This is a genomic window from Virgibacillus flavescens (genome assembly GCF_050574275.1).
In the GTDB taxonomy this organism is placed as follows: Bacteria; Bacillota; Bacilli; order Bacillales; family Amphibacillaceae; genus Virgibacillus_F; species Virgibacillus_F flavescens.
Map to the genome: position 1 here is coordinate 2,863,283 of NZ_CP192260.1, position 24,324 is coordinate 2,887,606.

Below are 24,324 nucleotides of genomic sequence, written 5' to 3' on the forward strand. Positions count from 1 at the left end.
ATTTGAAAGGAGGTGTTGAAATGAAAAAAATCGGTATGTTTCTAACAATTATTGCGTTAACAGTATATTTTACGGGTAATAATGTTAGCGAAACGAGTAGTCAAGTATCTTATGTTGACCCTGGATACGGTGATATAGGTTAAGTAGTTGTGATAGTTTATCAACTGACCCTTTGCTCGAGCAAATTAGTGCTCTTTGACAAAAGCCTGTTTCGTCTATAAAAACAGGCTTTTATATTTTATACTCCTTTACAACTTCCACTATATTTTTCATCTAGTTTCAACACTCCGATATGATAATTACTCCTCTTCTATTTTAATTAGGTTTGTTATATAAAAAAACAGCAACCCTTTTAGTATAAAGGATTGCTGTTTTTATGAGTTTGATTAGATAAACATACTAATAATTAGTGTCACACTGAAACCAACTAATGCAATAATTGTTTCCATTACCGTCCATGATTTAAGTGTGTCTTTCTCAGACATACCAAAGAATCGGTTAACCATCCAGAACCCTGAATCGTTTACATGTGATGCGATTGTTGCACCTGAAGCAATTGTAATTACGAGCAGTGCAAGCATCGGACCTTCAATACCAAGTGAATCAATAACTGGAACAATTAAACTTGCAGTTGTAACCATCGCAACAGTTGCGGAACCTTGTGCAATTCGAATTACCGAAGCTACTAGGAATGCAAATACTAGGATAGGCATATTTAAATCACTCATTGAACTAGCCAGTACTTCTCCAATCCCAGTCTCAACTAATACCTGACCAAAAACGCCACCTGCACCAGTAATTAAAATGATGATACCTGCTGGTTCCAGTGCCTTTGTAGCAATTTCCTGAATCTCTGTGCGTTTATAACCACGACGTGTACCTAACAAATAAAATGTTAACAGTGCCGTGATCGTTAACGCGACTCCTGGATTACCTATGAACGTTAGAATGGAATATAGTGTACTTCCTTCTTCTAGTAATACCCCGCCAAACGTATTTAATAATATAAGAATAAGTGGCAGTAAGATAAGTGCTGCAATCATACCAAAGCTCGGAAGTTCTTTGTCATATGTTTTATTTTTGGCATCTTCAGCCATATTCTGCAGCATTAATTTTGGCACTTCAACATGAATTTTCTTAGAAATATACGTACCGAAGATTGGTCCAGCAATAATTGCTGCAGGGATACCTGCCATCAGACCAAACAAAATTACCCATCCGATATTTGCTCCAAGTAAAGAAGAAACGGCAATCGGTCCTGGAGTTGGCGGTACAAAACTGTGTGTAACTGCTAAACCAGCTAATAACGGAATACCATAAAACAATAGTGATTTGCCTGTTTTTTTAGCAAGACTGTATAAAATTGGTACTAATATAACAAAAGCTACGTCTAAAAATACAGGAATAGAAATAATGAAACCGGTTAACATTAACGCCCAGTTTACGCGTTTTTCTCCAAATTTATTCATTAATGTAAGTGCTAGTCGTTCAGCACCACCTGACGCCTTAAGTATTTCACCAAACATGGCACCGACACCGATGATAACTGCTATCTCCCCAACGGTTCCACCCATACCTGCCTGAACCGCTTCAAAAATTTCTGTTGGGCTCATACCTGCCAAAAGACCAACAATATAACTTACAACAAGTAATGCAAGAAACGCTTGAAGATTGACTTTAATAACTAGAAACAGTAACAGTCCTACGCCGAATACGGCAAGTAAAACTAACCCTAATGTAGACATATAAAATTCTCTCCTCTATTGATTATTTTTTTAATCTGTTTTACTAAACATTTTACCATTCAGCTACGGTGCCATCTTTATGCCGCCAAATCGGATTTTTCCACTGGTGGCTCTCTTTTGATGCTTTTCTTACATGTTCTTCATTGATTTCAATACCCAAACCAGCTCCTTTTGGCATGCTGACTGAACCTTCGTTGTATTCAAATACTGTTGGATCTACTAGATAATCTAGCAAATCACTCCCCTTGTTATAGTGAATTCCAAGGCTTTGCTCCTGAATAATACAGTTCGGTGTACACGCATCAACCTGAAGTGACGCCGCCAGATTTATTGGCCCAAGTGGCGCATGAGGTGCCACTGCTACGTCAAACGCTTCAGCCATTGCAGCAATTTTCTTCACCTCTAAAATACCACCAGCATGGGATAAATCTGGTTGAACAATATCTACTACACCGTCCATCAGCATTTGTTTGAATCCCCAGCGAGTATAATTGCGTTCACCTGTTGCTATAGGAGTTGTCGTGTGATTTGCAATTTCTTTAAATGCTTCCAGGTTTTCAACAAGTACAGGCTCTTCAATAAACATAGGTCGATATGGTTCAAGTTCTTTCACAAGAATTTTGGCCATCGCTTTATGTACCCGGCCATGAAAATCTATTCCAATACCAAAGTCGGTACCAACTGCTTCACGTATAGCGGCAACTCTGTTTACAGCTGCATCAATCTTCGAGTAGCTATCAATATAATTCATCTCTTCGGTACCGTTCATCTTAATAGCAGTAAAACCTGCATCTGCCTTCTCTTTTGCTGCAGCGCCGACATCCTGAGGACGATCTCCACCAATCCACGAATAAACCTGGATGTTTTCACGAACTGCACCGCCAAGCATTTCATAAACTGGCATATTATAATATTTTCCTTTAATATCCCATAATGCCTGTTCAATACCAGATATCGCACTCATTAAAATAGGACCACCGCGGTAAAATCCACCACGGTACAGTACTTGAAAATGATCTTCAATATGACGCGGATCCTTACCAATTAAGTAATCCATTAATTCTCTTACAGCTGCTTCTACTGTATGTGAACGGCCTTCCACAACCGGTTCACCCCAGCCGATTATTCCTTCATCTGTTTTAATTTTTAAAAATAACCATCTTGGTGGTACCTGAAAAAGTTCAAAACCTGTAATTTTCATTGCTGTTACACATCCTTTATCGCTTCTACAAATTTTTGAGCACGTTCTGTGATATCTTTTAATGTCTCGGGATTAATTGGTTGCTTGGTGTTAACAAGCGAACTTCCTAATCCTGCTGCAACGGCGCCTTTATCGAAGTATTCTCTTACATTCGATAGATCGACTCCACCTGTTGGCATTAATGGAATTTGTGGTAATGGTCCATGTATGTCCTTTATATAACCTGGTCCCATGCTACCTGCTGGAAATACCTTTATTAGGTCTGCTCCCAGTTCATAAGCAGTTAATATTTCCGTGGGTGTCAATGCACCAGGAATACTAACTACACCATAACGCTTGGTCATTCGAATCGTTTCAGCATTAACGGTTGGCGAAAAAATAAATCGTGCTCCAGCCATAATTGCAGATCTAGCTGTTTCAGGATCGAGAACCGTACCAGCACCAACAATTAACTGATCGCCAAATTCCTCAGTTAATCTTCTTATAAGTACATCAACTTGTGGTGTATCAGCGGTAATTTCAAGAATATGTACACCACCCTCATGAAGTGCGTGCGCGATAGAAATTACATCTTCACCTTTTGAACCACGTATGACAGCGACAAGCTTATTATCTTTTATTCGTTGAAATGTGTCTGTCATTTTTGACACCTCCTTCATCTTTGTACATCATCCTGCTCAATTCTGTTCATAAAATCGAACAGCCTTTTCTTATCTGGTAATCCTTCCACATCACCCTCAGCCATCGTTACCATTGCACCTACAGCATTCCCGCGCTTTACTGCTTCTTTTAAAGATAAACCATTAACTAATCCAGACAAGCATCCAGCAGCAAAACCATCCCCTGCCCCGACGGGATCAATCACTTGTTCAACCTTAAAACCTTCAACAAGACCCTCTTCCTGGTCAGATAAAACAAAAGCTCCTTGTTTCCCCAGTTTCATAATAACGGTTGAAGCACCATTATCGATAAAAGCTTGCGCTAGTGAAGTATGGTCTGATTTGCCAAAGATAAATTCAGCTTCGTCTATTCCCGGCAATACTATATCAGCTAATGAGCATAGTTCCAAAAGCACCTTTCTAGCACGATCTTCATCCCAGAGTTTTCTTCTCAAGTTAGGATCAAACACTACGGTTACGCCATTACGTTTCGCAACTTGAATAGCTGATAAAACGGTTTCATAACACTGCTCGCTCAGAGCTGGTGTAATACCAGTTACATGTAAATAGCTTGCAGAAGCAATGTACGCTTCATCTATATCATCTTTGTCCAAACGGCTAGCCGCTGAATCCTTTCGATAATACTTGACCCTCATCTCATTAGATGAAACTTTTTCCTTAAAGAAAAGACCGGTGGAAGCATATTCGTCCACTTTGACCTGACTCACATCGACTCCTTCACCTCTAATAAATGATTGAACGCGTTCACCAAACTCATCATTTCCAACACGACTAATCCAACCAGCTTCACATCCAAGTCTGGTCAACGCAATTGCTACATTTGACTCAGCGCCAGCTATCTTGGTTGAAAAATCACTCGTATATCGCATAAGGCCGACAGCGTCTTTTTGAGTAAACAGGACCATCGTTTCCCCTAATGTAACTACATCCATTTAGTAACCACCTTTATCATTAAAACGTTTTCATTTAAGATCCAAAAAAACTTACATTCTTTTTAACGACATTGCTCCGCGCATGTTTTGCAGCGCTTCTCTAGATTCTTCATTTTTAGCAATCATCACATTTGTATATAATGCATCTATAAGACTGAGCTGAGCTATCCGCGATGACATTGCTTCTGAACGTATATCAGTTTCTTCTGCCACTGTATATAAAGAAAGATCTACTTCCTTTGTTAATGGGGACTTAGCAAAGTTTGTGATACTGATTGTTTTGACGCCTTTTTCCTTTAATACTTGTACAACATCAATCATGTCTTTGGTTGAACCTGAGTGCGAAATCAAGATAGCGGCGTCTTCTTGCGTTAACTGTGATGCTGACATTAGCTGCATATGCGATTCAAGGTTAGTGTTTACACTTAACCCACTTCGTATAAACTTGTGATAAGCATCCAGTGCAATAACAGCAGATCCCCCGTTACCGAAAAACTCAACCTTTCTTGCATTCAATAGAATTGAAACAGCCTGTTCCAGTATTTTTCCATCCAGAATTTGCATTGTGTCATCCAACGTTTTAAGGTTTGAACGAAATACTTTTTCTGACACTGTCCCTATACTGTCACCTTCATTAATTTTTTCATGTATATCCTTCATAGGCGTAACAACTTCTGCAGCTAGTGCAATTTTAAAAGCCTGGTAGCCTTTAAAACCAATCCGCTGACAAAAACGGAATACCGTTGATTCTGCTACATCTAATTCATCAGCCACCTGATTAATCGTGTGATGAATAATATTTTGGGGATTAAGTAAAATAAAGTCTGCAATCTTTTTTTCTTTCTCACTGAACTTACCGTAATTACCCCTAATGCTTGCTAAAGCATATGTTTGACTATTACTCATGCGATGACTCCTCAATTTAGAATTCTAAAATGATTATACAAGAAAAAAATTCTTTTTTCAACGTTACATACGGAAAAAAATTTGATATACTTATTTTAGTATCAAAAAATCTTTTCCAATGAGGTGGACACACAATGAAATTAGGTATAATTGGCCTAGGTAAAATGGGATTAAACATAGGATTAAATTTGATTGACCACGAACATGAAGTAATTGGGTATGACAGTCACAAAGTTACGGTTGATAATAAAAACTTAAGCGTGAAAGATTCAATAGAAGAACTGATCAAGGAACTTCCTGCACCACGAAAAATCTGGATGATGGTACCTGCGGGTGAAATTACCGAATCAGTAATCAATGAGATAACACCACTTTTAACTAAAGGTGACATGATTATAGATGGTGGAAACTCAAATTATAAAGACACTGTAAGACGCGGGGAATTATTATTAGAAAAAGGAATTTATTTCTTTGACTGTGGGACAAGCGGCGGTACAGACGGTGCCAGAAACGGTGCTTGTACAATGATTGGTGGAGATGCAGAGGAATTCAAGAAAATAGAACCCCTCTTTCAAGACTTATGTGTGGAAAATGGTTACCTTTATACAGGGAAATCCGGCAGCGGGCATTTTCTGAAAATGGTCCATAACGGTATTGAGTACGGTATGATGCAGTCAATTGCTGAAGGATTTGAAATTCTGGATAAGAGTGATTTTGACTATGATTACGAAAAGGTTGCAAAAGTATGGAATAACGGTTCAGTAATTCGTTCATGGTTGATCGAATTAGTAGAAAATGCCTTTTCAAAAGATGCTAAATTAGATGATTTACGTGGAGTGATGAATTCTTCCGGCGAAGGAAAGTGGACCGTTGAGTCAGCACTCGACTTTCAGGTCGCAGCTCCAGTTATCGCGCTTTCACTTATGATGCGCTATCGTTCACAGGAAGATGATACATTTTCCGGTAAAGTTGTGGCAGCACTTCGTAATGAATTCGGCGGTCACGATGTAGTTAATAAATAGATGAAAAAAGAAAGAAAAAGACGTTTTCCATTAAACTTCTTTTTCTTTTTTCTGTAGTATTTAAGGAGGAAGAATGATGACAGAGTCATACTATCTTGGTGTAGACATTGGAACAACGAGTACGAAGGCAATTCTTTACACAAAAAAAGGGAAAGTTATTACTTCTCACACGATAAACTATCCCTTGCATACACCAAACCCGTTAATAGCGGAACAGAATCCTGATGAGATCATGGACGCTGTGCTTGGTACAATAAGAGAAGCAATTCGAAAAAGTGATATTTCAAAAGATCAGCTCAATTTTATTTCTTTTAGTTCAGCTATGCATAGTTTTATTGCAGTTGACAATGAAGGGGAATTATTAACAAACAGTATTACCTGGGCAGACACGAGAAGCGCAGAGTATGCAAAAAAAATAAAAGAAGAGCATAATGGGCATGAAATTTATCTGCGGACAGGAACTCCAATACACGCGATGTCACCACTTTCCAAACTTGTTTGGCTAAAAGCTGAAAAGCCAGATATCTTTGAAAAAGCTGCGAAATTTATTTCGATTAAAGAGTATGTTTTCTATAAGCTGTTTGGGACATATGTCGTCGATTATTCCATCGCGTCCGCAACCGGATTGTTTAATTTGAAATCGCTTGAATGGGATGCGGAAGCATTGAATCTTGCTGGAATTACCGCAGATCAGTTATCTGAAATAGTTCCTACGACACACCAAATATCTGGTGGTAAGAAAGAATACCATTCCTATATGGGAATTGATGCAGATGTACCGTTCATAATCGGAGCGAGTGACGGTGTTTTGTCTAATCTGGGGGTTAACGCAATTGACCCTGGCGTAGTAGCAGTTACAATTGGTACAAGTGGTGCGATTCGTACTGTTTACAATGAGCCTAAAACCGATCCAAAGGGACGAATTTTTTGTTACGCATTGACAGAAAATCATTGGGTAATTGGTGGGCCGGTAAATAATGGTGGAATTATTTTACGATGGCTACGCGATGAATTTGCAGCGTCCGAAGTAGAAACCGCTAAACGTCTGGATATTGACCCATATGATGTGTTGACTAAAATCGCATCTGGCGTCAATCCAGGCTCAGACGGCTTAATCTTTCACCCGTATATGACTGGGGAGCGAGCTCCATTATGGAACGCAAATGCACGTGGATCATTTTTCGGGCTTAGCATACACCATAAAAAGCAGCATATGATTCGTGCTGTGTTAGAAGGAACGATTTATAATTTATTTACTGTACTGCTTGCACTCGAAGAATTAACAGGTGAACCAAAAAGTATTCAGGCGACAGGCGGCTTCGCTCGCTCTGAGATGTGGCGTCAATTAATGGCGGATATTTTTGATAAACCGGTAATTGTTCCTGAAAGCTATGAGAGTTCCTGTTTGGGTGCTGTTATATTAGGTATGTACGCTACTGGTGAAATTAGCGACTTTAGTATTGTTTCCGAAATGGTTGGAAATACAAATACACACTATCCAGTTGAAGAAACGACTGCTGTTTATCGTGAACTACTCCCTATTTATATTCGGTTATCACGCGTGCTTAATGATGAGTATGACAGTATCGCGGCATTCCAAAGAAAATATTTAAGCGAAAAGAACGAGTAACTTACACGAAAGAAGGACTTTACCTTTTATATTAGGTGAAGTTCTTTTTTATATTTGACTGTTGCACATAGATGGTCATGATGACTTAAAAAAGGTGGCTCCTAGTATTAGTCGAATCAGCCCACACCACATCTTTGTATTTAAAACATAATCTATAAGATGCGACGTAGATTTAGGTTATTTCCAAAGACATGTTCTTAAGTTGCCGTCCGGGATCGTTGCGGGCGGATGCTTTCCGCGGGCACGGCTTCAGTTTCCTTGCCCCGACAAGGGGTATGCCAACGTTGTCCGCAAAGGACGATTTTAGTTGGCCATCCTCTTAAAAATGCTCTTCTGCGGGGCCATCAGACTCGTGCTGTTCCCGCAGGAGTCACCGCCCGGAACGATGCAGGACTGGTAAAGTTGTTTATGTCTTTGTTCTTAATAAAACCAGAAAAAAACGTACTATCAGGTGTGCAGTTAATAAATTCTCGCAATCCACATTTCGTCTAGAGATCTTCGCTGCTGGCAGTCGACTCCTGCGGGAGGAAAGGCATAGGTGAGACCCCACGAGGAGGCTCACCAGCCGCCCTAAGGTGCGCGACTGCCATCAGCGGAAATCTCGTTGCTGATACATTGCGGGAATCTAATTTGCTTTTTGTATCCTGTGTTTGGTTAGCATTTACTACAGTCAAAGGTAAATTGTTGCAAAACTTTAAATGTTCTTATATCATGTGATGCAACATATTTTATTTAGTAATATTTCCAAAATAAGGTTAAAAATGAGGTGAGTGGATCAGTAATAATCTTTAATTATCTACACAGGAGGTAATTTATAATGAAGAAGATCGGTTTACTGCCACAGATTTTAATTGCTTTTATAGTGGCTATTATTGCTGGGATTATTTTTGGACCGAGCATTGATGTTGTACAGCCCTTAGGAGATTTGTTTTTACGTCTTATTCAATTTATTATTGTTCCTCTAATTGCGTCTTCACTTATCGTAGGGGTTTCAAGCACTGGAAGTATGCAGACACTCGGCCGTATCGGTGGAAAAACAATGCTGTTTTACCTAGCTTCCACCCTTATCGCCGTAAGTATTGGTTTATTAGCAGCATTACTATTTAAACCTGGTGAAGGTGTTGATATTTCCGCTGCAGGTTCCCCACCTGAACCAACTGAAACTGGTGGATTTATAAATGTACTATTAAATATCATTCCTACCAATCCAATTGAAAGCCTAGCATCCGGAAATATACTGCAGATTATCTTCTTTTCCATATTTTTAGGTTTGGGTATTACAATGGTTGGAGAAAAAGCTCAACCTGTTTTCCGCTTCTTTGACGGCCTTGCAGAGATTATGTATAAAATTACCTGGGTAATTATGCGACTGATTCCAATTGGAATATTTGGCTTATTGGCACCGATTATTGGCGAATACGGATTATCTGTTTTGCTTCCGTTGATAAAATTAGTACTCGTGGTTGGTTTCGCATGTCTGGTGCACGCGCTTGTAACGTATTCCATTGCTATCAAAGCGTTAGGCAAAATGAATCCGCTTACGTTTTTCAAAGGGATTGCTCCTGCTAGTTTAGTAGCGTTCAGTACGCAGAGCAGTTCTGGAACTCTCCCTGTTACAATTAGATGTACAGAAGATAATCTGGGAGTCTCGAAAAGAATATCGACGTTTGTTTTACCGTTGGGTGCAACCATCAACATGGATGGAACCTCACTTTACTTAAGTGTTGCCGCCTTATTTACTGCACAGGCATACGGAATCAACTTAACATTCGGTCAAATAATGATGATTGTTCTAATTGCTACGCTTGGTTCTATTGGAGCTGCGGGCGTCCCTGGAGCAGGGTTAGTTATGCTGACACTTGTATTTACTACAGTTAATCTTCCTTTAGAAGCAATAGCATTAATTGCTGGAGTTGACCGTTTCATGGATATGTTCCGTACGTCGGTTAACGTCACCGGTGACGCAACTGGTGCCGTCATTATCGACCGATCTGAAAAAGGTAAATTTAATAAAGATAATGAAGAAGAAACAGTAGCAGTTTAACTATCAGCGAGACGATGCAGATGCATCGTCTCGCTTTTATGCAGCTTCATAGGTTTTATAGGCGTTCCCTTCTAAAATTGACTGCGCCTGTGTCCGGTCTTCATTTTCTTGAAAACTTAATCGTAATACCCCAAGCAATCCTTCCCTCGACTCAATAATGTGAAGGTTCGTAATGCTAATACCTTCATCTGCTAATAATGTTGTGATGCCAGCAAGCGCACCAGGTTCATCTAATACATCCACATACAAGTCATAATAAGCTGGTATAGCTCCCTTCGACCGAACAGGTAACGAATCACGATAATCCTTGGCTTCTTCGAAAAAATCGGTTATCGCTCGTTCATCTCCATCCACCAGCATCCTTTTTATGGATCGGGTTTCCTCCATCCAACTATCCAGCATGTCGATCAGGTTATCACTATTTTGTTTAATTATATCTCTCCACATGATTGGACTGCTTGAAGCGATTCTTGTAACATCCCGAAATCCCCCTGCAGCCAGGATACTTATAAGTGGATTATCATCTGACTTTTTTCTCACAACATTGGCTAATCCCGCAGCTATGATATGTGGGAAATGACTAATTACACCGGTAACGTAGTCATGTTCTTTCGTATCAAGCACCAGAAAATGAGCATTAGTTCCGCTTAGCCAGTGCTTTAATTCTTCTACTTTCTCATCTTGTGTCCCCTCCTGTGGAGTAAGAACGTAAAAAGCATTCTCAAATAAATGCCCCTTAGCACTTTCTACACCGGACTTATGTGATCCTGCCATCGGATGACCACCAATGAACGTTACATTATCGTTCCACAAGATCTTGGCAAGATCCAAGATGGAGCTTTTTGTGCTACCGGTGTCAGTTAGAATTACATTTTCTTTTAAATCAAATTGAGAGAGCTTTTTCATCACTTTTTCCATAGCTGTTACAGGAGTTGCAAGAATAATTAAGTCTGCCGCTTCGGAACCTTGTTTAAGAGAATCCACTTTTACATCGATTATATCTTGAAGTTCAGCTGTTTCCATTTCGCTTTTCATTACATCATACCCGTATATTTTCGCTTCCGGATGTCTATTTTTAATTGCCAGTGCTACGGATCCCCCTATTAGGCCGAGCCCTACAATAAACACATTTCCATTCATGTTGAATCCCTCCTGAATTATTATTAATGGTGTGATGGAGTGTGCAGCGTATTTAACTTAATAAATTCGGTCAAAACATTTCTAACCCGTTCATTCTGCTCGCTTAAACCGATAGTAATTCGCAGAGAAGTCGGAAAACCCAGCTGTTTACCGGAACGGACAATCAGTCCATTAGATAATAAATGTTCAGCTAGCTCGTCGCCATCAATTCTAAAATCGATTAAGATAAAGTTTCCCTCTGATGGAAAATAGTGAAGATCGTTTTGCTCACAAAAGGAATAAAATTTTTCCTTCTCTACTGCATTCCATCTACGGCAATCTTCTATAAATTCCTGATCGGACAATGCGGCTGTTGCTGCAAGCTGACCAAGCACGTTTGTATTAAATGGAAGTCGTAACGGCTCAAGCGCACGTATATTTTCTGTTGCTGAAACCCCGTATCCCACTCGAAATCCAGCTAGACCGTAAATTTTAGAAAATGTTCTTAAAATAATCAGGTTAGAAAATGTATCGATAAGTGAAAGCGAATCAAAAGCATTTTGTACATACTCATAATAAGCTTCGTCTAACACCACCATGACATCGTTTGGCACCTTCGCCATAAACGCCAGAAGTTCATCCTCTGGAATATAGGTGCCGGTTGGGTTATTTGGGCTGCAAAGCCAGACAATAGCAGTGTCTTTATTAATTTCCGCAAGCATTTTATGCAAATTGTGGCAGCCTTCAACTAATTCTACTTCACGAACTTCTGCGCCTTCGATAGTCGAAATATGTTTATACTGCGGGAATGTTGGTGTTGCCATTACCGTGTTCTTTCCTGGCCTCAAAAGTGCACGTGCAATTGTTTGCATCAATTCATCGGTGCCATTTGAAAAGATCAGCTGCTCGCTTTCCACATCTAAAAAGTCTGCAGTTTGTTCACGTAGAGCACTGGCACTGCCATCAGGGTAAAATAAAAAGGACGACTGAAAATCTTTTAACGCCGCGTTGACCTTAGATGAATGACCGTATGGATTTTCATTTGAAGCTAGTTTGACGATAGAATCCAGTTGGTACTGTTCCATTACTTCATCAATCGATTTCCCTGGCTGGTATGCTTTCATAGTACGAATCTGCTCTTTCCACTTCATGACAATCGCCTCCATGTTTTATTGGTGAACTACTGGTTCAGCTAACCTATTTTTAAAGGCATTCAATTCGTTTATGAACGAGTTGAATTCCGGTATATTCATTTGCTGGGCTGAATCAGATAACGCAACTGCTGGATCCGGGTGAACCTCAGCCATTACTGCATCTGCCCCAATTGCCAGTGCTGCTTTCGCGGTTGGTAGAAGCAAATCTTTTCTTCCTGTAGAGTGTGTCACATCAACTATAACCGGTAGATGCGTTTCCAGTTTCAATACAGGAACAGCTGATATATCCAGTGTGTTGCGTGTAGCTTTCTCGTACGTTCGAATTCCGCGTTCACATAGAATGATTTGATCGTTTCCTTGAGCGATGATGTATTCTGCAGCATTAATAAATTCTTCAATCGTTGCAGATAGACCCCTTTTTAATAAAACAGGTTTCTTCACTTTACCAACTGCTTTAAGCAATTCGAAGTTCTGCATGTTACGGGCTCCGATTTGGATAACATCCACATATTCAAGTGCCATTTCCACATCATGTGGCGCAAGTATTTCGCTGACAATTGACATCCCCAGTTCATTGCCAACTTTGCGTAAGATTTGCAGACCTTCCAGACCTAATCCCTGAAAGTCGTATGGAGAGGTCCGAGGCTTAAAGGCTCCTCCCCGCATTAACATCTGACCTTGAGTCTTCATTGCTACAGCTACTTCTCTTACTTGCTCATAACTCTCAACCGCACACGGTCCAACAATAAATCGTTGTTCACCATTACCGAACTTCATCCCATTCACATCGACAACCGTATTCTCCGGACGTGTTTTTCGAGAAACTAACAAGGATTTCTTATGATTATCTTTCTGAAGTTCCAGGCTCGCTTTAAAGATTTCCTTGAAAATAAATTGGATAGTTGATGCTTCGAAAGGACCGTCATGATGCTTGAAAATCAAATCAAGTGCTTCACGTTCTCGAATTGGATCAAATCTGGTAACTCCCTGTTTCTCCTTGACCTCACCTATTTCCTGTACTACCTCTGCCCGTGCATTTAATAATGCCAACATATCCAGGTTTATTTCGTCGATTTTGTTGCGTAGTTCTGTTAATTGGTTAGTAGTCATAACATTATCCCTCCAAATTTTTAATGAAAAAAATCGCCCCTGTCGCATTAATAACGACAGGGACGATTTACACCGTGGTACCACCCTAGTTGTGAAGAATTATACTTCACCACTTAGCGTTGTTAACGATCAACTGACCGTCTTCCCCTGCATAAAGATTTCTCTTTACTTCGAAAAAGAAGCTTCAGGACTGTAATTCATGCTTATCTTTGGCTGATTTTCACCACCATCAGCTCGCTGATACAGGGAGATAAGACACTACTCGGTTCCTTTCATTGCTAATAAATCTATTAAATTAAATTAAAAAAATCCCTACTGATTAAATAACCAGTAGGGACGAAGTATTCGCGGTACCACCCTAGTTGTGAATAAAACAAAATTCACCACTTAGTGTTGTTAACGATCAACTAACCGTCTTTCCCTCCATAAAGATTTCTCCTTACTTCGAAAAAGAAGCTCCAGGACTGTAATTCATGCTTATCTTTGACTGATTCCCACCACCATCAGCTCGCTAACACAGGGAGATAAGACACTACTCGGTTCCTTTCGTTGCCACTATTTAAAATTACCTAAATTTTATTATTAAATGTTATAGTTTCTCATTATATGCCGACACTTTTACTGTGTCAATAACTTTTTTATAAATCCGATAAAAATGTAACTTCTCTTTGGTAGTTAAACTATTTTCCGGTCGTAATTTCTCTGCTCCAGGAATTCTCGCAGAACTTCTCTAACCCTTTCATTCTCCTCTGCTAAACCAAACGAAATACGAACACAAGTTGGGTAGCCTAATGCTTTACCAGAACGAACAATTAATCCATTTGATAACAGGAATTGAGCTACTGCGTCTCCATCACATTGAAAATCTATTAATATAAAATTGGCGTGTGTAGGATAATAATATAGCTTGTTCTCTTGGCAAAACGTGTAATATTTTTCCTTTTCTTCTAAATTCCGCAGGCGGCATTTTTCAATATAATCCTGATCCGAAATAGCGGCAGTTGCGGCTGCTTGCCCTAGTACATTTGTATTAAAAGGAGGACGAGCAGGTTCAAGAATCTCCACATTTGCAGCGCTTGAAACTCCGTAGCCTACACGGAAACTGGCAAGACCATAAATTTTGGAAAAAGTTCGCATGATTAGTAAATTAGGAAATGTATCCAACAAAGTGATCGAATTATTAGAGTCATTCACATACTCATAATAAGCTTCATCAAGTATAACTAAAACGTCATGTGGAACTCTTTTCAGAAAAACCTGTAGTTCATTTTGCGAAATATAGTTCCCGGATGGATTGTTAGGGCTGCACACCCATACGATTGCAGTATTTTCATCAATGACTGAAACCATTTGATTCAAATCGTGGTTACCATTGACCAACTTCACTTCGCGTATTTCGGCTCCTTCTATGACTGCATTATGTTTATATTGTGGAAATGTTGGTGTCGCCATCACAGTGTTTTTCCCAGGTTCAAGCAAAGCTCGTGAAATTATCTGCACGAGCTCATCTGTGCCATTCGTGAAAATTAATTGGTTGTGATTTACACCTAACAATGATGCGGTTGCTTTACGTAAAGTGGAGGCATTTCCATCTGGATATCGAATAAATGACGAATGGAATTCAGTTAATGCTTGATCTACTTGCGGTGAATAGCCGTATGGATTTTCATTTGAAGCTAGTTTAACAATCGAGTTCAGCTGGTACTGCTCCTTTACTTCTTCAATCGATTTGCCAGGCTGATATGCTTTTAAATTAAGCATTTGCTTTTTCCATCTCATTAAAATTCCTCCTCTTATTTGTGAGCAGTTCCTAATACGAGTTAGTTGCTTCTTCACTAACCGCTGATAACTTATTTTTAAAAGCTAGTAATTCGCTCATATATTGCTTGAATTCCGGAATGTCCATTTGCTGTGCTGAATCAGATAACGCTACAGCAGGATCTGGATGCACTTCTGCCATGATCGCATCTGCTCCGATCGCAAGTGCTGCTTTTGCAGTTGGCAGAAGCAAATCTTTTCTGCCAGTAGAATGTGTGACGTCAACTACAACCGGCAGATGTGTTTCTTTTTTCAAAATCGGAACCGATGAAATATCGAGCGTGTTCCTTGTCGCTTTCTCGTAAGTTCGAATACCGCGCTCACATAAAATAATTTGGTCGTTTCCTTGTGAAATGATATATTCTGCTGCGTTAATGAATTCCTCAATGGTGGCGGATAGTCCGCGTTTTAGCAGCACTGGCTTCTTCACCCTTCCAACCGCTTTAAGCAATTCGAAATTCTGCATGTTACGGGCACCTATCTGGATTACATCAACATAATCCAGCGCCATTTCAACATCATGTGGTGCTAGAATTTCACTGACAACGGACATTCCGGTTTCATCGGCGACTTTTCTTAAAATCTGCAACCCTTCAAGTCCTAATCCCTGGAAATCATACGGCGAACTCCTAGGTTTAAAAGCTCCTCCTCGCATCAATGTAAGACCTTGTTCTTTCATTGCTAAGGCAACTTTTTTTACTTGTTCATAGCTTTCGACTGCGCATGGTCCCATTATGAACCGCTGTTCACCATCACCGACTTTTTGACCATTCACATCGACAATCGTATTTTCAGGTCGTGCTTTTCGTGAAACTAATAATGCTTTACGGTGATTATCTTTTTGTAGTTCTAGACTTGCTTTAAATATTTCTTTGAAAATATATTGAATTGTCGATGATTCAAATGGTCCTTCATGGTAGCTGTCTATTAAATCAAGTGCCTGCCGCTCACGAACTGGATCAAACCGCGCTACTCCCTGCCTCTCTTTCACGTCCCCGATTTCCTGAACGACTTTCGCTCTTTCGTTTAATAATGCTAAAATTTGCAAGTTAACCCCATCAATTTTGTCACGTAAAATAGCCAGATCGTTAGTAGTCATATGATTATTCCTCCTGAATGTAATTTTAATTTAATTATCCATTTTGCATTTTTTTCCGGTTACATCTTTCGTTTTTTTGAAAAGTACATCCCCCCACCTATAAAAAAATTAAAAAATCGTCCCTGTCGTCGTATTTCTAGACGACAGGGACGATTTCATCGCGGTACCACCCTGATTGTGAACGTATTTGTTCACCTCTTAAAATTGTTAACGATCGAATGACCGTCTTTTTCTTTATAGAATTTAGCTCTATGCGGAAAAAGAAACTCCAGGGTGAATTTCATGTTTATCTTTGTACTGATTCTCACTAACCATCAGCTCTCTAAAACAGGGAGATAAGACATTACTGTAACCCTTCATTGCCTATATTTTTATTTAATTGTATGAAAAAAGTCCCTACTGAATTAATCAGTAGGGACGATAATTATCGCGGTACCACCCTAGTTGTGAACGAACGTGTTCACCACTTAATTGTGTTAACGATCAATGACCGTCTTTCCCTGCATAAAGATTTCTCTTTAATTCGAAAAAGAAGCTCCAGGGTGAATTTCATGTTTATCTTTGTACTGATTCTCACTAACCATCAGCTCTCTAAAACAGGGAGATAGAACACTACTTTACCTTTCGTTGCCGATTCAATTTATACTATGACCTTATTGCTTGTTATGATTTCATTTATTATGATTGACTCAATATAATTTGTCAACCACCAATCCTAAGAATTTAATGGGACACTCTTTTCAATACCATAACACGTATAACTGCCAATAATATCTACTTTGCAGCCTAACGCTTCCAGTTCAGCCTTCACACCTGGGATAAGGATGTCATCCATTTTCGTATCGGCGTCAATAATAAAATAATAATTTCCTAATCCGGTTTTGGCTGGTCGAGATTCAATTTTTGATAAATTTATTTTTCTCCACAAAAAAGCAGACAATATTTGGTGAAGGGCACCTGAAAAGTCGGAAGATAATGTGACGGTCATCGTCGTTTTATACTTGATAACTGGTGTGTGATCAAGGTCTAAAGCATTCATTTCCTGATTCAATACAACGAAACGTGTATGATTATTTTCGTAATCGTGTACATTCCTTTTTGCAATTGTTAAGCCATATGTCTCTGCCGCTGCTTCGTTTCCTATCGCCCCAATGCATTCGCCTGGATGATTCTTGATCCACTGTGCAGCCGAGGCGGTTGAATTTTCAAAAATACGTTCTGCCTGTGGTAATGTGTCTTTTAAAAAATGATGACATTGCGAAATTGCCTGCTGATGTGAATGCACGCTAGTTATATTTTTCCAATCGTGAATATATTTCGGGTGCACCATTAGATGCTGCTTAATTGGTACGATAACTTCGGCAACAATTGGCAATGTTTGTTCATAATACAAATAGTCAACCGTCAGATTTACCGAGCCTTCGATTGCATTTTCAATTGGAACAACACAGTAGTCGACTTCTCCCTCAAGTACACCTTCCATACAGTCAGGGATTGTTTTATAAGTAAATTTTTCATCCTTTGGGAAAATTGCTGTCGCTGCTACTTCAGTAAATGTTCCGGCAGGTCCTAAATATCCTATTCTGGTTTTTTTCAAATGATTTCCCTCCAGATTTTATCTGATTATCATATGCACACGAAGCATGTTTTTCAACAGTTACTCCTAACATGAAGACGCCTTTCTTACTAACTCAACTTTTGCACATAGATGTCATGATGAATGCAATAACTGCAGCGCTTTTAGCACTTGACACGAATTACAACAATGTCTATTTCTAAAGTTGCTAGTTCCTTTGTCGTATTTGATGTAAACTGCGACGTAACATACAATATTTTTACACTGTCTTAGATTACTGAAAAAGTTACATGAAACACTGGTTTAGTGGATCTGCGACCGCATCGTCGAATTCACTTCGCTTTCCGCGGGCACGGCTTCAGCTTCCTCGGATAAGCAAAAACCGCTTTCCTGCGGGATCTTCAGCTCGCGCTGTTCCCGCAGGAGTCTTGTGAATTCGATGATGCTAGGTTAAGGTGAGATAACGTAATTTTAGAATCTATCTCTTTTTCAGTAAACTAAGTAGTGAATTTGATTGTGCGCTATCCAATTTAATATCATCTATATCCCGACAAGTGATTGGAACGGATGGCAGTCGACTCCTGCGGGAGGAAAGGCATCGGTGAGACCCCGGAGTGCGATAGCACGAGGAGGCTCACCAGCCGCCCGCGGAAAGCGACTGCCATCCGTGGAAATCACGTTGCTGTTATAACGTAGTTTATTTTCGGAGCAGTGTGGTTAATTCGCAGTATATAGATTTTGCATAAACAATAGATTAAGGGCTTATTCAACTATTTCAAGGTGTACTTAATTATTTTAGTCGGCGTAAGTTGGGTTATTACTATTACATCCTTAATACAAGCTTCTCCCGTATTCTTTCAACAGCCTCATTAATCCGATCGTTTGGCACAGAAAAAGAAACTCGGAAATACCCCTCTCCTCCTGGTCCAAAAATATCTCCAGGAGTGAAAATTACACCAGTCTGATCTAATACGGTTGCAACAAACTGTTCTGAAGTATAGCCCTCAGGGACTGGCGCCCATATAAAGATTCCAGCTTTAACAGGTTTGGCATCAATTCCAATAGACTGTAGCGCAGCAACCATTGTTTCCATTCGTTCTTTGTAAATCAAATTGTACTCCTTCACGCTTGTCTGATCGCTCGTCAAGGCATGTGCTGCAGCGGTTTGGATTGGTGTAAAAACACCCGTATCAACGTTACTCTTATAGATTGATAGCGCTTGGAGAACCTCGCTGTTGCCAACGACATAACCGACTCGCCAGCCTGTCATACAGTACGACTTTGATAACGATCCAAATTCGACGGCATATTTTTTTGACCCATTTACCTGCAATATGCTAGGAGCCTTATAACCGTCATACGTTACCATATTGTAGGCAGAATCCGTAACCAGCAAAATTTCGTATCGTTTTGCAAAGTCGACTGCCTGTTCATAAAACGCATAATCCACTGTTGCCCCTGTGGGATTACTCGGGTAGTTCAGAAACATCACTTTCGCCTGTTTAAGTATGTCAACTGGAATCGTGTCAAATTCCGGTTTGAAATCATTCTCTGCCTGTAATGACATATGATAATACTGACCATCTGCCAGAAATGTGGCCATACGGTAAACAGGATACCCTGGATCTGGCCCTAGAACATAATCGTCGGGATCAATAACGGATGGCAGCAGATGGGCTATTCCTTCCTTCGAGCCTATCAGTGCCAACACCTCTGTATCCGCGTCTAAATCGACATCATAGTTTTTTTTGTAAAAATCTGCCACCGCTTGTTTGAAAACATTACTTCCAGCAAATCGAGGATATTTTAAATTAGCAGGATTCTGAACTTCTTCTTCAAGCTTTCTCACAATATGTTCTGGAGTAGGGAGATCCGGGTCTCCCACTCCGAGATCAATGACATCTACTCCTTTATTCAACGCGTCCTGCTTCATTTTTTGTACTTCAGCAAATTTATATGGAGGTATAGATGAAAGCCTGTTTGACTTATATTTCATTCGAATGCTGCCCCCTGTTTTTTTATTCTCACTATTCTACTAATCGCTTTTTCAATCGTCAAGAAGTTTCTTTGAAGCTACCGTTTGACTTAGCTTGGATAATTAAAAAATAAAACTTTCCTGTTTACAATTCTATAAATCTCTCGTATAATCAATAACAACTTTTAAAATAAAATTGAATACGTAATGGATGAGGCGCAAAAATCATCAGTATCTTATTAAGAAATAGCTTCTGTAAGCTGTAATAAGAGAAAGGGAAATTTGCCGAAACGATGTCTTTTATTGCAGAGCAGACTTCGTTGGACTGTATATGAATAGTATGCAGGCTGTCATTATTTTTTGAAATAATGGTGTGCTTCCACTTGTATATAGAACTGTTCATAAACAAGTCGGCATACTCCGGCTTGTTTTTTTTATATCCTGAAGCCGGACGTTCGTATTACAGAAAGAAGGCAGAATATGAATAGACGTGTACTTAAATTCGGCGGGACCAGCGTCAGCAGTCTCGAGAAAATAAAAGACATTGCACATTACCTCAGAACCCGGGTGAACAAGGGTGAACAGCTGGTAGTTGTTGTCAGTGCCATGGGAAAAACAACTGACGAATTAATGTCGTCGGTTAATACCATCACAAGTTCGCCAAACGAACAGGATCTGGCGGTGCTTTTGACAACTGGTGAGCAGCAAACCATTTCCTACTTATCTATTATCCTTAACGACCTGAATGTAAAATCAAAGCCGCTGACAGGATACCAAGCAGGAATTGAAACGGTTGGTCATCACTTGAAAAGCAAGATTTCCAAAATCAATACAGACCTGTTTGATAAACTGTTTGATACATATAATGTGCTGATTGTGGCAGGATTCCAAGGTTTTAATACCGATAATGAAATCACAACACTTGGACGTGGAGGATCGGATACGACCGCGGTTGCACTTGCAGCTGCGCATGAGTGTCCCTGCGAAATATACACCGATGTTGCTGGTGTGTACAGCACAGATCCAAGACTTTATCCGCAGGCTCAGCGCCTCGATGCCGTCACGTTTGAGGAAATGATGGAAATGAGCGCATTAGGTGCAGGTGTTCTCGTTACTCGAAGCGTTGAAATTGCCAAAAACTATAATATTCCCATCTATTTGGGCAAAACATTATCAGACGAGAAAGGTACGTGGATCATGTCGAAAGTTGAGATGCTTGAAAAAAAAGCAGTAACCGGAGTCGCACTGGATAAGGAAATGATCCATGTAACGATGAATTATCCATATTATGATACGGGTTTAATGGAAAAGGCGTTCGTTTATCTGGAACGCGAAGAAATCAATGTCGATATGATTTCACAAATAACAAACAACGAAGGAATCCAGCTTTCGTTTACGATGAAAGATACAGAAGAACATCAAATACAAAAGATTTTTTCCCATTTAAAGCAGGATTATCCGGATTTATATTTTAAAATTGAAAATCAGTATGTGAAGGTCTCCGTAATTGGTTCGGGAATGCGCGATATGACTGGTGTTGCTTCAAAGGTTTTTCGAACATTGATCGAAGCTGAAATTCCTTTTTACCAGGTCACAACATCAGAAATCAGCATATCTTATGTAGTAGATGCACGTAATGGTGAAAAAGCAGCATACCAATTGTGCGAACGATTTTCATTATAATGTTGGAGGTTGAATAAAATGGTAAAAGTAGCAGTAGTCGGCGCCACTGGCCTTGTCGGTCGTAAAATGATCGAGTTACTCGAAAAGAAAAAAATTCAGATAGATGAACTTGTACTCTTTTCTTCCAATAAATCTGCAGGTACGGAGTTATCTTTTCAAAATCACGTACTTATAGTGGAAGAATTAACTGAGGAACGGACGAACGAAGGCTTCGATTATGTACTGATGTCAGCTGGTGGCTCGACAAGCTTGAAGTTCTCCCCACTTTTCGAAAAAAATGGATCAATAGTAATAGATAATTCTAGTGCATACAGGATGGATCCACAAATCGATTTGATTGTACCGGAAGTGAATCAGCCAGCGCTCGTGCGGAAAATTATCGCTAATCCAAATTGCTCAACCATTCAATCGGTTATTCCGTTAAAAATTTTGGAAGAGGCTTATGGAATCTCACGCGTCAGCTACACTACCTATCAGTCCGTATCCGGATCCGGCGTAAAAGGTATAGAAGATTTAAAGCGGGGCGCACATGGAGAAGAACCGTTAAACTATCCTCACCCAATCTATAATAACGCGCTTCCTCACATCGACGTATTTGAGGAAAATGGATATACAAAAGAAGAAGTGAAAATGATAAAAGAAACACAAAAAATTCTTGGGTTACCTGAATTAAAAGTTACCGCTACCTGCGTACGGATTCCCGTCGAGAATAGTCACGCAGTTGCAATGAATGTTACGTTAAACAGCAATCCAACTGTTGAGGAAGTAAAGCAATTATTTGATGCTAGTAAAGTTGTGGTGCTGCAAGATAATCCAACGAATAATGAGTATCCGATGCAGCTGACCTCCTCAGGGAAAGAAGAAGTATTTGTTGGTCGCATCCGTAAAGATGACAGTATGGAAAACACGTATCATATATGGGTTACCAGCGATAATTTATTAAAAGGTGCAGCATTAAATGCTGTACAGATTATGCAGCAAATTATGATTATGAAAAGGAATGAGGGATAGTATGGCACATTTATTCACAGGTGTAGGCACTGCAGTTACAACACCTTTCGATAATGACGAAGTGGATTATGATAGCTTCAAGCACCATCTTGAATTTTTAATTGATAACGATGTTCAGTGTCTTGTCATAAATGGTACAACTGGAGAAGGTTCAACACTCTCGTCTACAGAGAAAAACCGGCTGCTTGAAATAGCTGTGGAAACAGCTGCAGGAAAAGTTCCGGTCATTGCAGGTACTGGATCAAATTCAACCGCTGCGTCCATTACTGCTTCACAGGACGCAAAAGATATTGGTGTGGATGGCATCATGCTTATCACTCCGTATTACAACAAAACAAGCCAGCATGGACTTACACAGCATTTCACCGCTATTGTGAACACTGTCGACCTGCCTGCTATTTTATACAATGTACCAGCTCGCACTGGAATGACAATCGCGCCAGAAACAGTTCAAACGTTGAGCAAGCATAAAAACATTGTTGGACTTAAGGACGCGACCGGCGACTTTAATTACTTTTCCCAAGTGAAATTACTTGTTGATAAATCATTTGCCCTATATAGCGGCAATGACGATACAGCTCTTCCCTTCTTCACACTTGGTGGTAATGGATTAATTTCGGTTGCTGCAAATGTTCTTCCGAATGAATACCAGACCATGTATGAGCGTTCATTAGATAGCCTTAGCGAAGCACAAGCTATCCATTATCAGTTGTATCCGCTTGTTACTGCACTAGGTGTGGACGTAAATCCGATTCCGATCAAAGCACTGACTGCTCATCTTGGATACGGAAAGTATGAACTCAGGCTACCACTAGTTCCATTAGATAAAAATGAACAGGAAAAATTGGTCAAGGAGTTTGATTCCTTAAAGGCGGGTGTCTAGTGTGAAGTTAATACTATTAGGCTTCGGAGCAATGAACAAACGTGTCGCGTATCTCGCTGAAGAACGCGGACACGAAATTGCTGGGGTAATTTTAAAATCGGAACGAGAAAATATTCCTTATCCAGTTTTCACAGAATTCACCGGACTGCCTGATGCAGATGCGCTGATCGATTTTTCCCATCCAGAATTAACAAAAGCGTTACTTCGTTCAAGCGTTAACATCCCCCACGTCATTGCTACGACGGGCGAAAAAGAAGTACTCGTTGAAATGATGAAGAAAAAAGCAGAATATATAAATATTTTTTACAGTGCAAACATGAGTTACGGAGTGCATATGCTCAAGAAGTTAATTGAGTATGCTACTCCCCTGCTCGCTTCTTATGATATTGAACTGACCGAGAAGCACCATAACCAAAAGGTGGATGCACCAAGCGGCACACTGGTAAAACTGTACGATGCAATAAAAGAAATTCGGGGTGAAAGTGAGCCAGTGTATGACCGCCATACATATGATACGAAACGAAAACAGAATGAAATCGGCATCCATTCTGTTCGTGGCGGAACGATTGTTGGCGAACACGAAGTCCTTTATGCAGGACATGATGAAGTTATCACTATCCAGCATAAGGCACAGTCCAAAGATATTTTTGCAAACGGCGCAATTGAAGTCGCAGAAAAGTTAATTCACAAAAGTAATGGTTACTATACGTATACAAACTTAGGAGATGAATAGATA

20 protein-coding genes, 1 riboswitch and 4 other annotated features are annotated in these 24,324 nt (G+C 39.8%); of the genes, 8 read left to right on the plus strand and 12 right to left on the minus strand.

Features of this window, described 5'->3' with window-relative positions; genetic code table 11:
* Window positions 1-20 precede the first annotated feature (20 nt).
* A complete protein-coding gene (locus tag VBD025_RS13930; RefSeq protein ID WP_430786481.1) occupies window positions 21-143 on the plus strand; it encodes a hypothetical protein in 123 nt (40 codons plus the stop codon).
* A 243-nt stretch (window positions 144-386) separates the two neighbouring features.
* Here the strand turns inward: VBD025_RS13930 and VBD025_RS13935 are convergent, their stop codons facing one another.
* From VBD025_RS13935 to VBD025_RS13955, 5 genes are read right to left on the minus strand one after another with little or no spacing between them, the layout of a single operon-like run.
* Window positions 387-1,745, minus strand: coding sequence for a GntP family permease (locus tag VBD025_RS13935; protein ID WP_430786483.1), 1,359 nt, complete (start codon window positions 1,743-1,745; stop codon window positions 387-389).
* Window positions 1,746-1,797: 52 nt separating this feature from the next.
* Window positions 1,798-2,946, minus strand: a complete 1,149-nt coding sequence (dgoD, locus tag VBD025_RS13940) for a galactonate dehydratase (protein ID WP_430786485.1) — start codon at window positions 2,944-2,946, stop codon at window positions 1,798-1,800.
* Between the two features lie 5 nt (window positions 2,947-2,951).
* Window positions 2,952-3,587, minus strand: coding sequence for a bifunctional 4-hydroxy-2-oxoglutarate aldolase/2-dehydro-3-deoxy-phosphogluconate aldolase (locus VBD025_RS13945; RefSeq protein WP_430786487.1), 636 nt, complete (start codon window positions 3,585-3,587; stop codon window positions 2,952-2,954).
* A 14-nt stretch (window positions 3,588-3,601) separates the two neighbouring features.
* Window positions 3,602-4,558 carry a sugar kinase gene (locus VBD025_RS13950; protein WP_430786489.1) on the minus strand — a complete coding sequence of 319 codons (957 nt, stop codon included), beginning with the start codon at window positions 4,556-4,558 and terminating at the stop codon, window positions 3,602-3,604.
* A 51-nt stretch (window positions 4,559-4,609) separates the two neighbouring features.
* Window positions 4,610-5,464 carry a MurR/RpiR family transcriptional regulator gene (locus VBD025_RS13955; RefSeq protein WP_430786491.1) on the minus strand — a complete coding sequence of 285 codons (855 nt, stop codon included), beginning with the start codon at window positions 5,462-5,464 and terminating at the stop codon, window positions 4,610-4,612.
* A gap of 134 nt (window positions 5,465-5,598) precedes the next feature.
* On the opposite strand from VBD025_RS13955, the gene gnd reads away from it, so the two are divergent.
* From gnd to VBD025_RS13970, 3 genes are all read left to right on the plus strand, one after another.
* Window positions 5,599-6,486 carry a phosphogluconate dehydrogenase (NAD(+)-dependent, decarboxylating) gene (gene gnd, locus VBD025_RS13960; protein ID WP_430786493.1) on the plus strand — a complete coding sequence of 296 codons (888 nt, stop codon included), beginning with the start codon at window positions 5,599-5,601 and terminating at the stop codon, window positions 6,484-6,486.
* A gap of 73 nt (window positions 6,487-6,559) precedes the next feature.
* Window positions 6,560-8,116: a gluconokinase gene (gene gntK, locus VBD025_RS13965; RefSeq protein WP_430786495.1), complete on the plus strand. Its 1,557-nt coding sequence runs from the start codon at window positions 6,560-6,562 to the stop codon at window positions 8,114-8,116.
* Window positions 8,117-8,933: 817 nt separating this feature from the next.
* A complete protein-coding gene (locus VBD025_RS13970; RefSeq protein ID WP_430786497.1) occupies window positions 8,934-10,160 on the plus strand; it encodes a dicarboxylate/amino acid:cation symporter in 1,227 nt (408 codons plus the stop codon).
* 36 nt (window positions 10,161-10,196) lie between these two features.
* Here the strand turns inward: VBD025_RS13970 and VBD025_RS13975 are convergent, their stop codons facing one another.
* The 7 genes from VBD025_RS13975 to VBD025_RS14005 form a co-directional block, all read right to left on the minus strand.
* A complete protein-coding gene (locus VBD025_RS13975) occupies window positions 10,197-11,300 on the minus strand; it encodes a prephenate dehydrogenase (RefSeq protein WP_430786499.1) in 1,104 nt (367 codons plus the stop codon).
* 23 nt (window positions 11,301-11,323) lie between these two features.
* A complete protein-coding gene (gene hisC, locus VBD025_RS13980; protein ID WP_430786501.1) occupies window positions 11,324-12,430 on the minus strand; it encodes a histidinol-phosphate transaminase in 1,107 nt (368 codons plus the stop codon).
* A gap of 18 nt (window positions 12,431-12,448) precedes the next feature.
* Window positions 12,449-13,543 (minus strand): bifunctional 3-deoxy-7-phosphoheptulonate synthase/chorismate mutase, encoded by a 1,095-nt coding sequence (locus tag VBD025_RS13985; protein ID WP_430786503.1) that lies wholly within the window; start codon window positions 13,541-13,543, stop codon window positions 12,449-12,451.
* A gap of 55 nt (window positions 13,544-13,598) precedes the next feature.
* Window positions 13,599-13,828: a binding site (T-box leader), on the minus strand.
* Between the two features lie 44 nt (window positions 13,829-13,872).
* Window positions 13,873-14,102 (minus strand) — a binding site (T-box leader).
* A gap of 116 nt (window positions 14,103-14,218) precedes the next feature.
* The gene (hisC, locus tag VBD025_RS13990; protein WP_430786505.1) at window positions 14,219-15,322 is read right to left on the minus strand and encodes a histidinol-phosphate transaminase; all 1,104 of its coding nucleotides are present in this window, start codon (window positions 15,320-15,322) and stop codon (window positions 14,219-14,221) included.
* 31 nt (window positions 15,323-15,353) lie between these two features.
* Complete coding sequence (locus tag VBD025_RS13995; RefSeq protein WP_430786507.1) at window positions 15,354-16,460, minus strand: bifunctional 3-deoxy-7-phosphoheptulonate synthase/chorismate mutase; 1,107 nt, start codon at window positions 16,458-16,460, stop codon at window positions 15,354-15,356.
* Between the two features lie 142 nt (window positions 16,461-16,602).
* Window positions 16,603-16,829: a binding site (T-box leader), on the minus strand.
* A gap of 41 nt (window positions 16,830-16,870) precedes the next feature.
* Window positions 16,871-17,097 (minus strand) — a binding site (T-box leader).
* 78 nt (window positions 17,098-17,175) lie between these two features.
* Window positions 17,176-18,057 carry a prephenate dehydratase gene (gene pheA / locus VBD025_RS14000; protein WP_430786509.1) on the minus strand — a complete coding sequence of 294 codons (882 nt, stop codon included), beginning with the start codon at window positions 18,055-18,057 and terminating at the stop codon, window positions 17,176-17,178.
* 802 nt (window positions 18,058-18,859) lie between these two features.
* Window positions 18,860-20,032 (minus strand): LL-diaminopimelate aminotransferase, encoded by a 1,173-nt coding sequence (locus tag VBD025_RS14005; protein ID WP_430786511.1) that lies wholly within the window; start codon window positions 20,030-20,032, stop codon window positions 18,860-18,862.
* Between the two features lie 182 nt (window positions 20,033-20,214).
* Window positions 20,215-20,398: riboswitch (Lysine riboswitch) on the plus strand.
* A gap of 93 nt (window positions 20,399-20,491) precedes the next feature.
* Between VBD025_RS14005 and VBD025_RS14010 the strand changes: the two genes are divergently transcribed.
* The 4 genes from VBD025_RS14010 to dapB are packed head-to-tail and all read left to right on the plus strand — an operon-like array spanning window position 20,492 to window position 24,321.
* Window positions 20,492-21,694 (plus strand): aspartate kinase, encoded by a 1,203-nt coding sequence (locus VBD025_RS14010; RefSeq protein WP_430786513.1) that lies wholly within the window; start codon window positions 20,492-20,494, stop codon window positions 21,692-21,694.
* 18 nt (window positions 21,695-21,712) lie between these two features.
* Window positions 21,713-22,705: an aspartate-semialdehyde dehydrogenase gene (locus VBD025_RS14015; protein WP_430786515.1), complete on the plus strand. Its 993-nt coding sequence runs from the start codon at window positions 21,713-21,715 to the stop codon at window positions 22,703-22,705.
* 1 nt (window position 22,706) lies between these two features.
* Window positions 22,707-23,588 carry a 4-hydroxy-tetrahydrodipicolinate synthase gene (gene dapA / locus VBD025_RS14020; RefSeq protein ID WP_430786517.1) on the plus strand — a complete coding sequence of 294 codons (882 nt, stop codon included), beginning with the start codon at window positions 22,707-22,709 and terminating at the stop codon, window positions 23,586-23,588.
* A 1-nt stretch (window position 23,589) separates the two neighbouring features.
* Window positions 23,590-24,321 carry a 4-hydroxy-tetrahydrodipicolinate reductase gene (dapB, locus tag VBD025_RS14025; protein WP_430786519.1) on the plus strand — a complete coding sequence of 244 codons (732 nt, stop codon included), beginning with the start codon at window positions 23,590-23,592 and terminating at the stop codon, window positions 24,319-24,321.
* Window positions 24,322-24,324 lie beyond the last annotated feature (3 nt).

Coding starts and splice junctions, on each gene's coding strand:
- VBD025_RS14015 (WP_430786515.1), top strand. CDS start 21,713: ATGGTAAAAGTAGCAGTAGTCGGCGCCACTGGCCTTGTCGGTCGTAAA.
- dapA (WP_430786517.1), top strand. CDS start 22,707: ATGGCACATTTATTCACAGGTGTAGGCACTGCAGTTACAACACCTTTC.
- gnd (WP_430786493.1), top strand. CDS start 5,599: ATGAAATTAGGTATAATTGGCCTAGGTAAAATGGGATTAAACATAGGA.
- VBD025_RS13985 (WP_430786503.1), bottom strand. CDS start 13,543: ATGACTACTAACCAATTAACAGAACTACGCAACAAAATCGACGAAATA.
- hisC (WP_430786505.1), bottom strand. CDS start 15,322: ATGAGATGGAAAAAGCAAATGCTTAATTTAAAAGCATATCAGCCTGGC.
- VBD025_RS13975 (WP_430786499.1), bottom strand. CDS start 11,300: ATGAATGGAAATGTGTTTATTGTAGGGCTCGGCCTAATAGGGGGATCC.
- VBD025_RS13935 (WP_430786483.1), bottom strand. CDS start 1,745: ATGTCTACATTAGGGTTAGTTTTACTTGCCGTATTCGGCGTAGGACTG.
- hisC (WP_430786501.1), bottom strand. CDS start 12,430: ATGAAGTGGAAAGAGCAGATTCGTACTATGAAAGCATACCAGCCAGGG.
- VBD025_RS13970 (WP_430786497.1), top strand. CDS start 8,934: ATGAAGAAGATCGGTTTACTGCCACAGATTTTAATTGCTTTTATAGTG.
- gntK (WP_430786495.1), top strand. CDS start 6,560: ATGATGACAGAGTCATACTATCTTGGTGTAGACATTGGAACAACGAGT.
- VBD025_RS14005 (WP_430786511.1), bottom strand. CDS start 20,032: ATGAAATATAAGTCAAACAGGCTTTCATCTATACCTCCATATAAATTT.
- VBD025_RS13955 (WP_430786491.1), bottom strand. CDS start 5,464: ATGAGTAATAGTCAAACATATGCTTTAGCAAGCATTAGGGGTAATTAC.
- VBD025_RS13945 (WP_430786487.1), bottom strand. CDS start 3,587: ATGACAGACACATTTCAACGAATAAAAGATAATAAGCTTGTCGCTGTC.
- VBD025_RS13995 (WP_430786507.1), bottom strand. CDS start 16,460: ATGACTACTAACGATCTGGCTATTTTACGTGACAAAATTGATGGGGTT.
- dgoD (WP_430786485.1), bottom strand. CDS start 2,946: ATGAAAATTACAGGTTTTGAACTTTTTCAGGTACCACCAAGATGGTTA.
- VBD025_RS14010 (WP_430786513.1), top strand. CDS start 20,492: ATGAATAGACGTGTACTTAAATTCGGCGGGACCAGCGTCAGCAGTCTC.
- VBD025_RS13950 (WP_430786489.1), bottom strand. CDS start 4,558: ATGGATGTAGTTACATTAGGGGAAACGATGGTCCTGTTTACTCAAAAA.
- VBD025_RS13930 (WP_430786481.1), top strand. CDS start 21: ATGAAAAAAATCGGTATGTTTCTAACAATTATTGCGTTAACAGTATAT.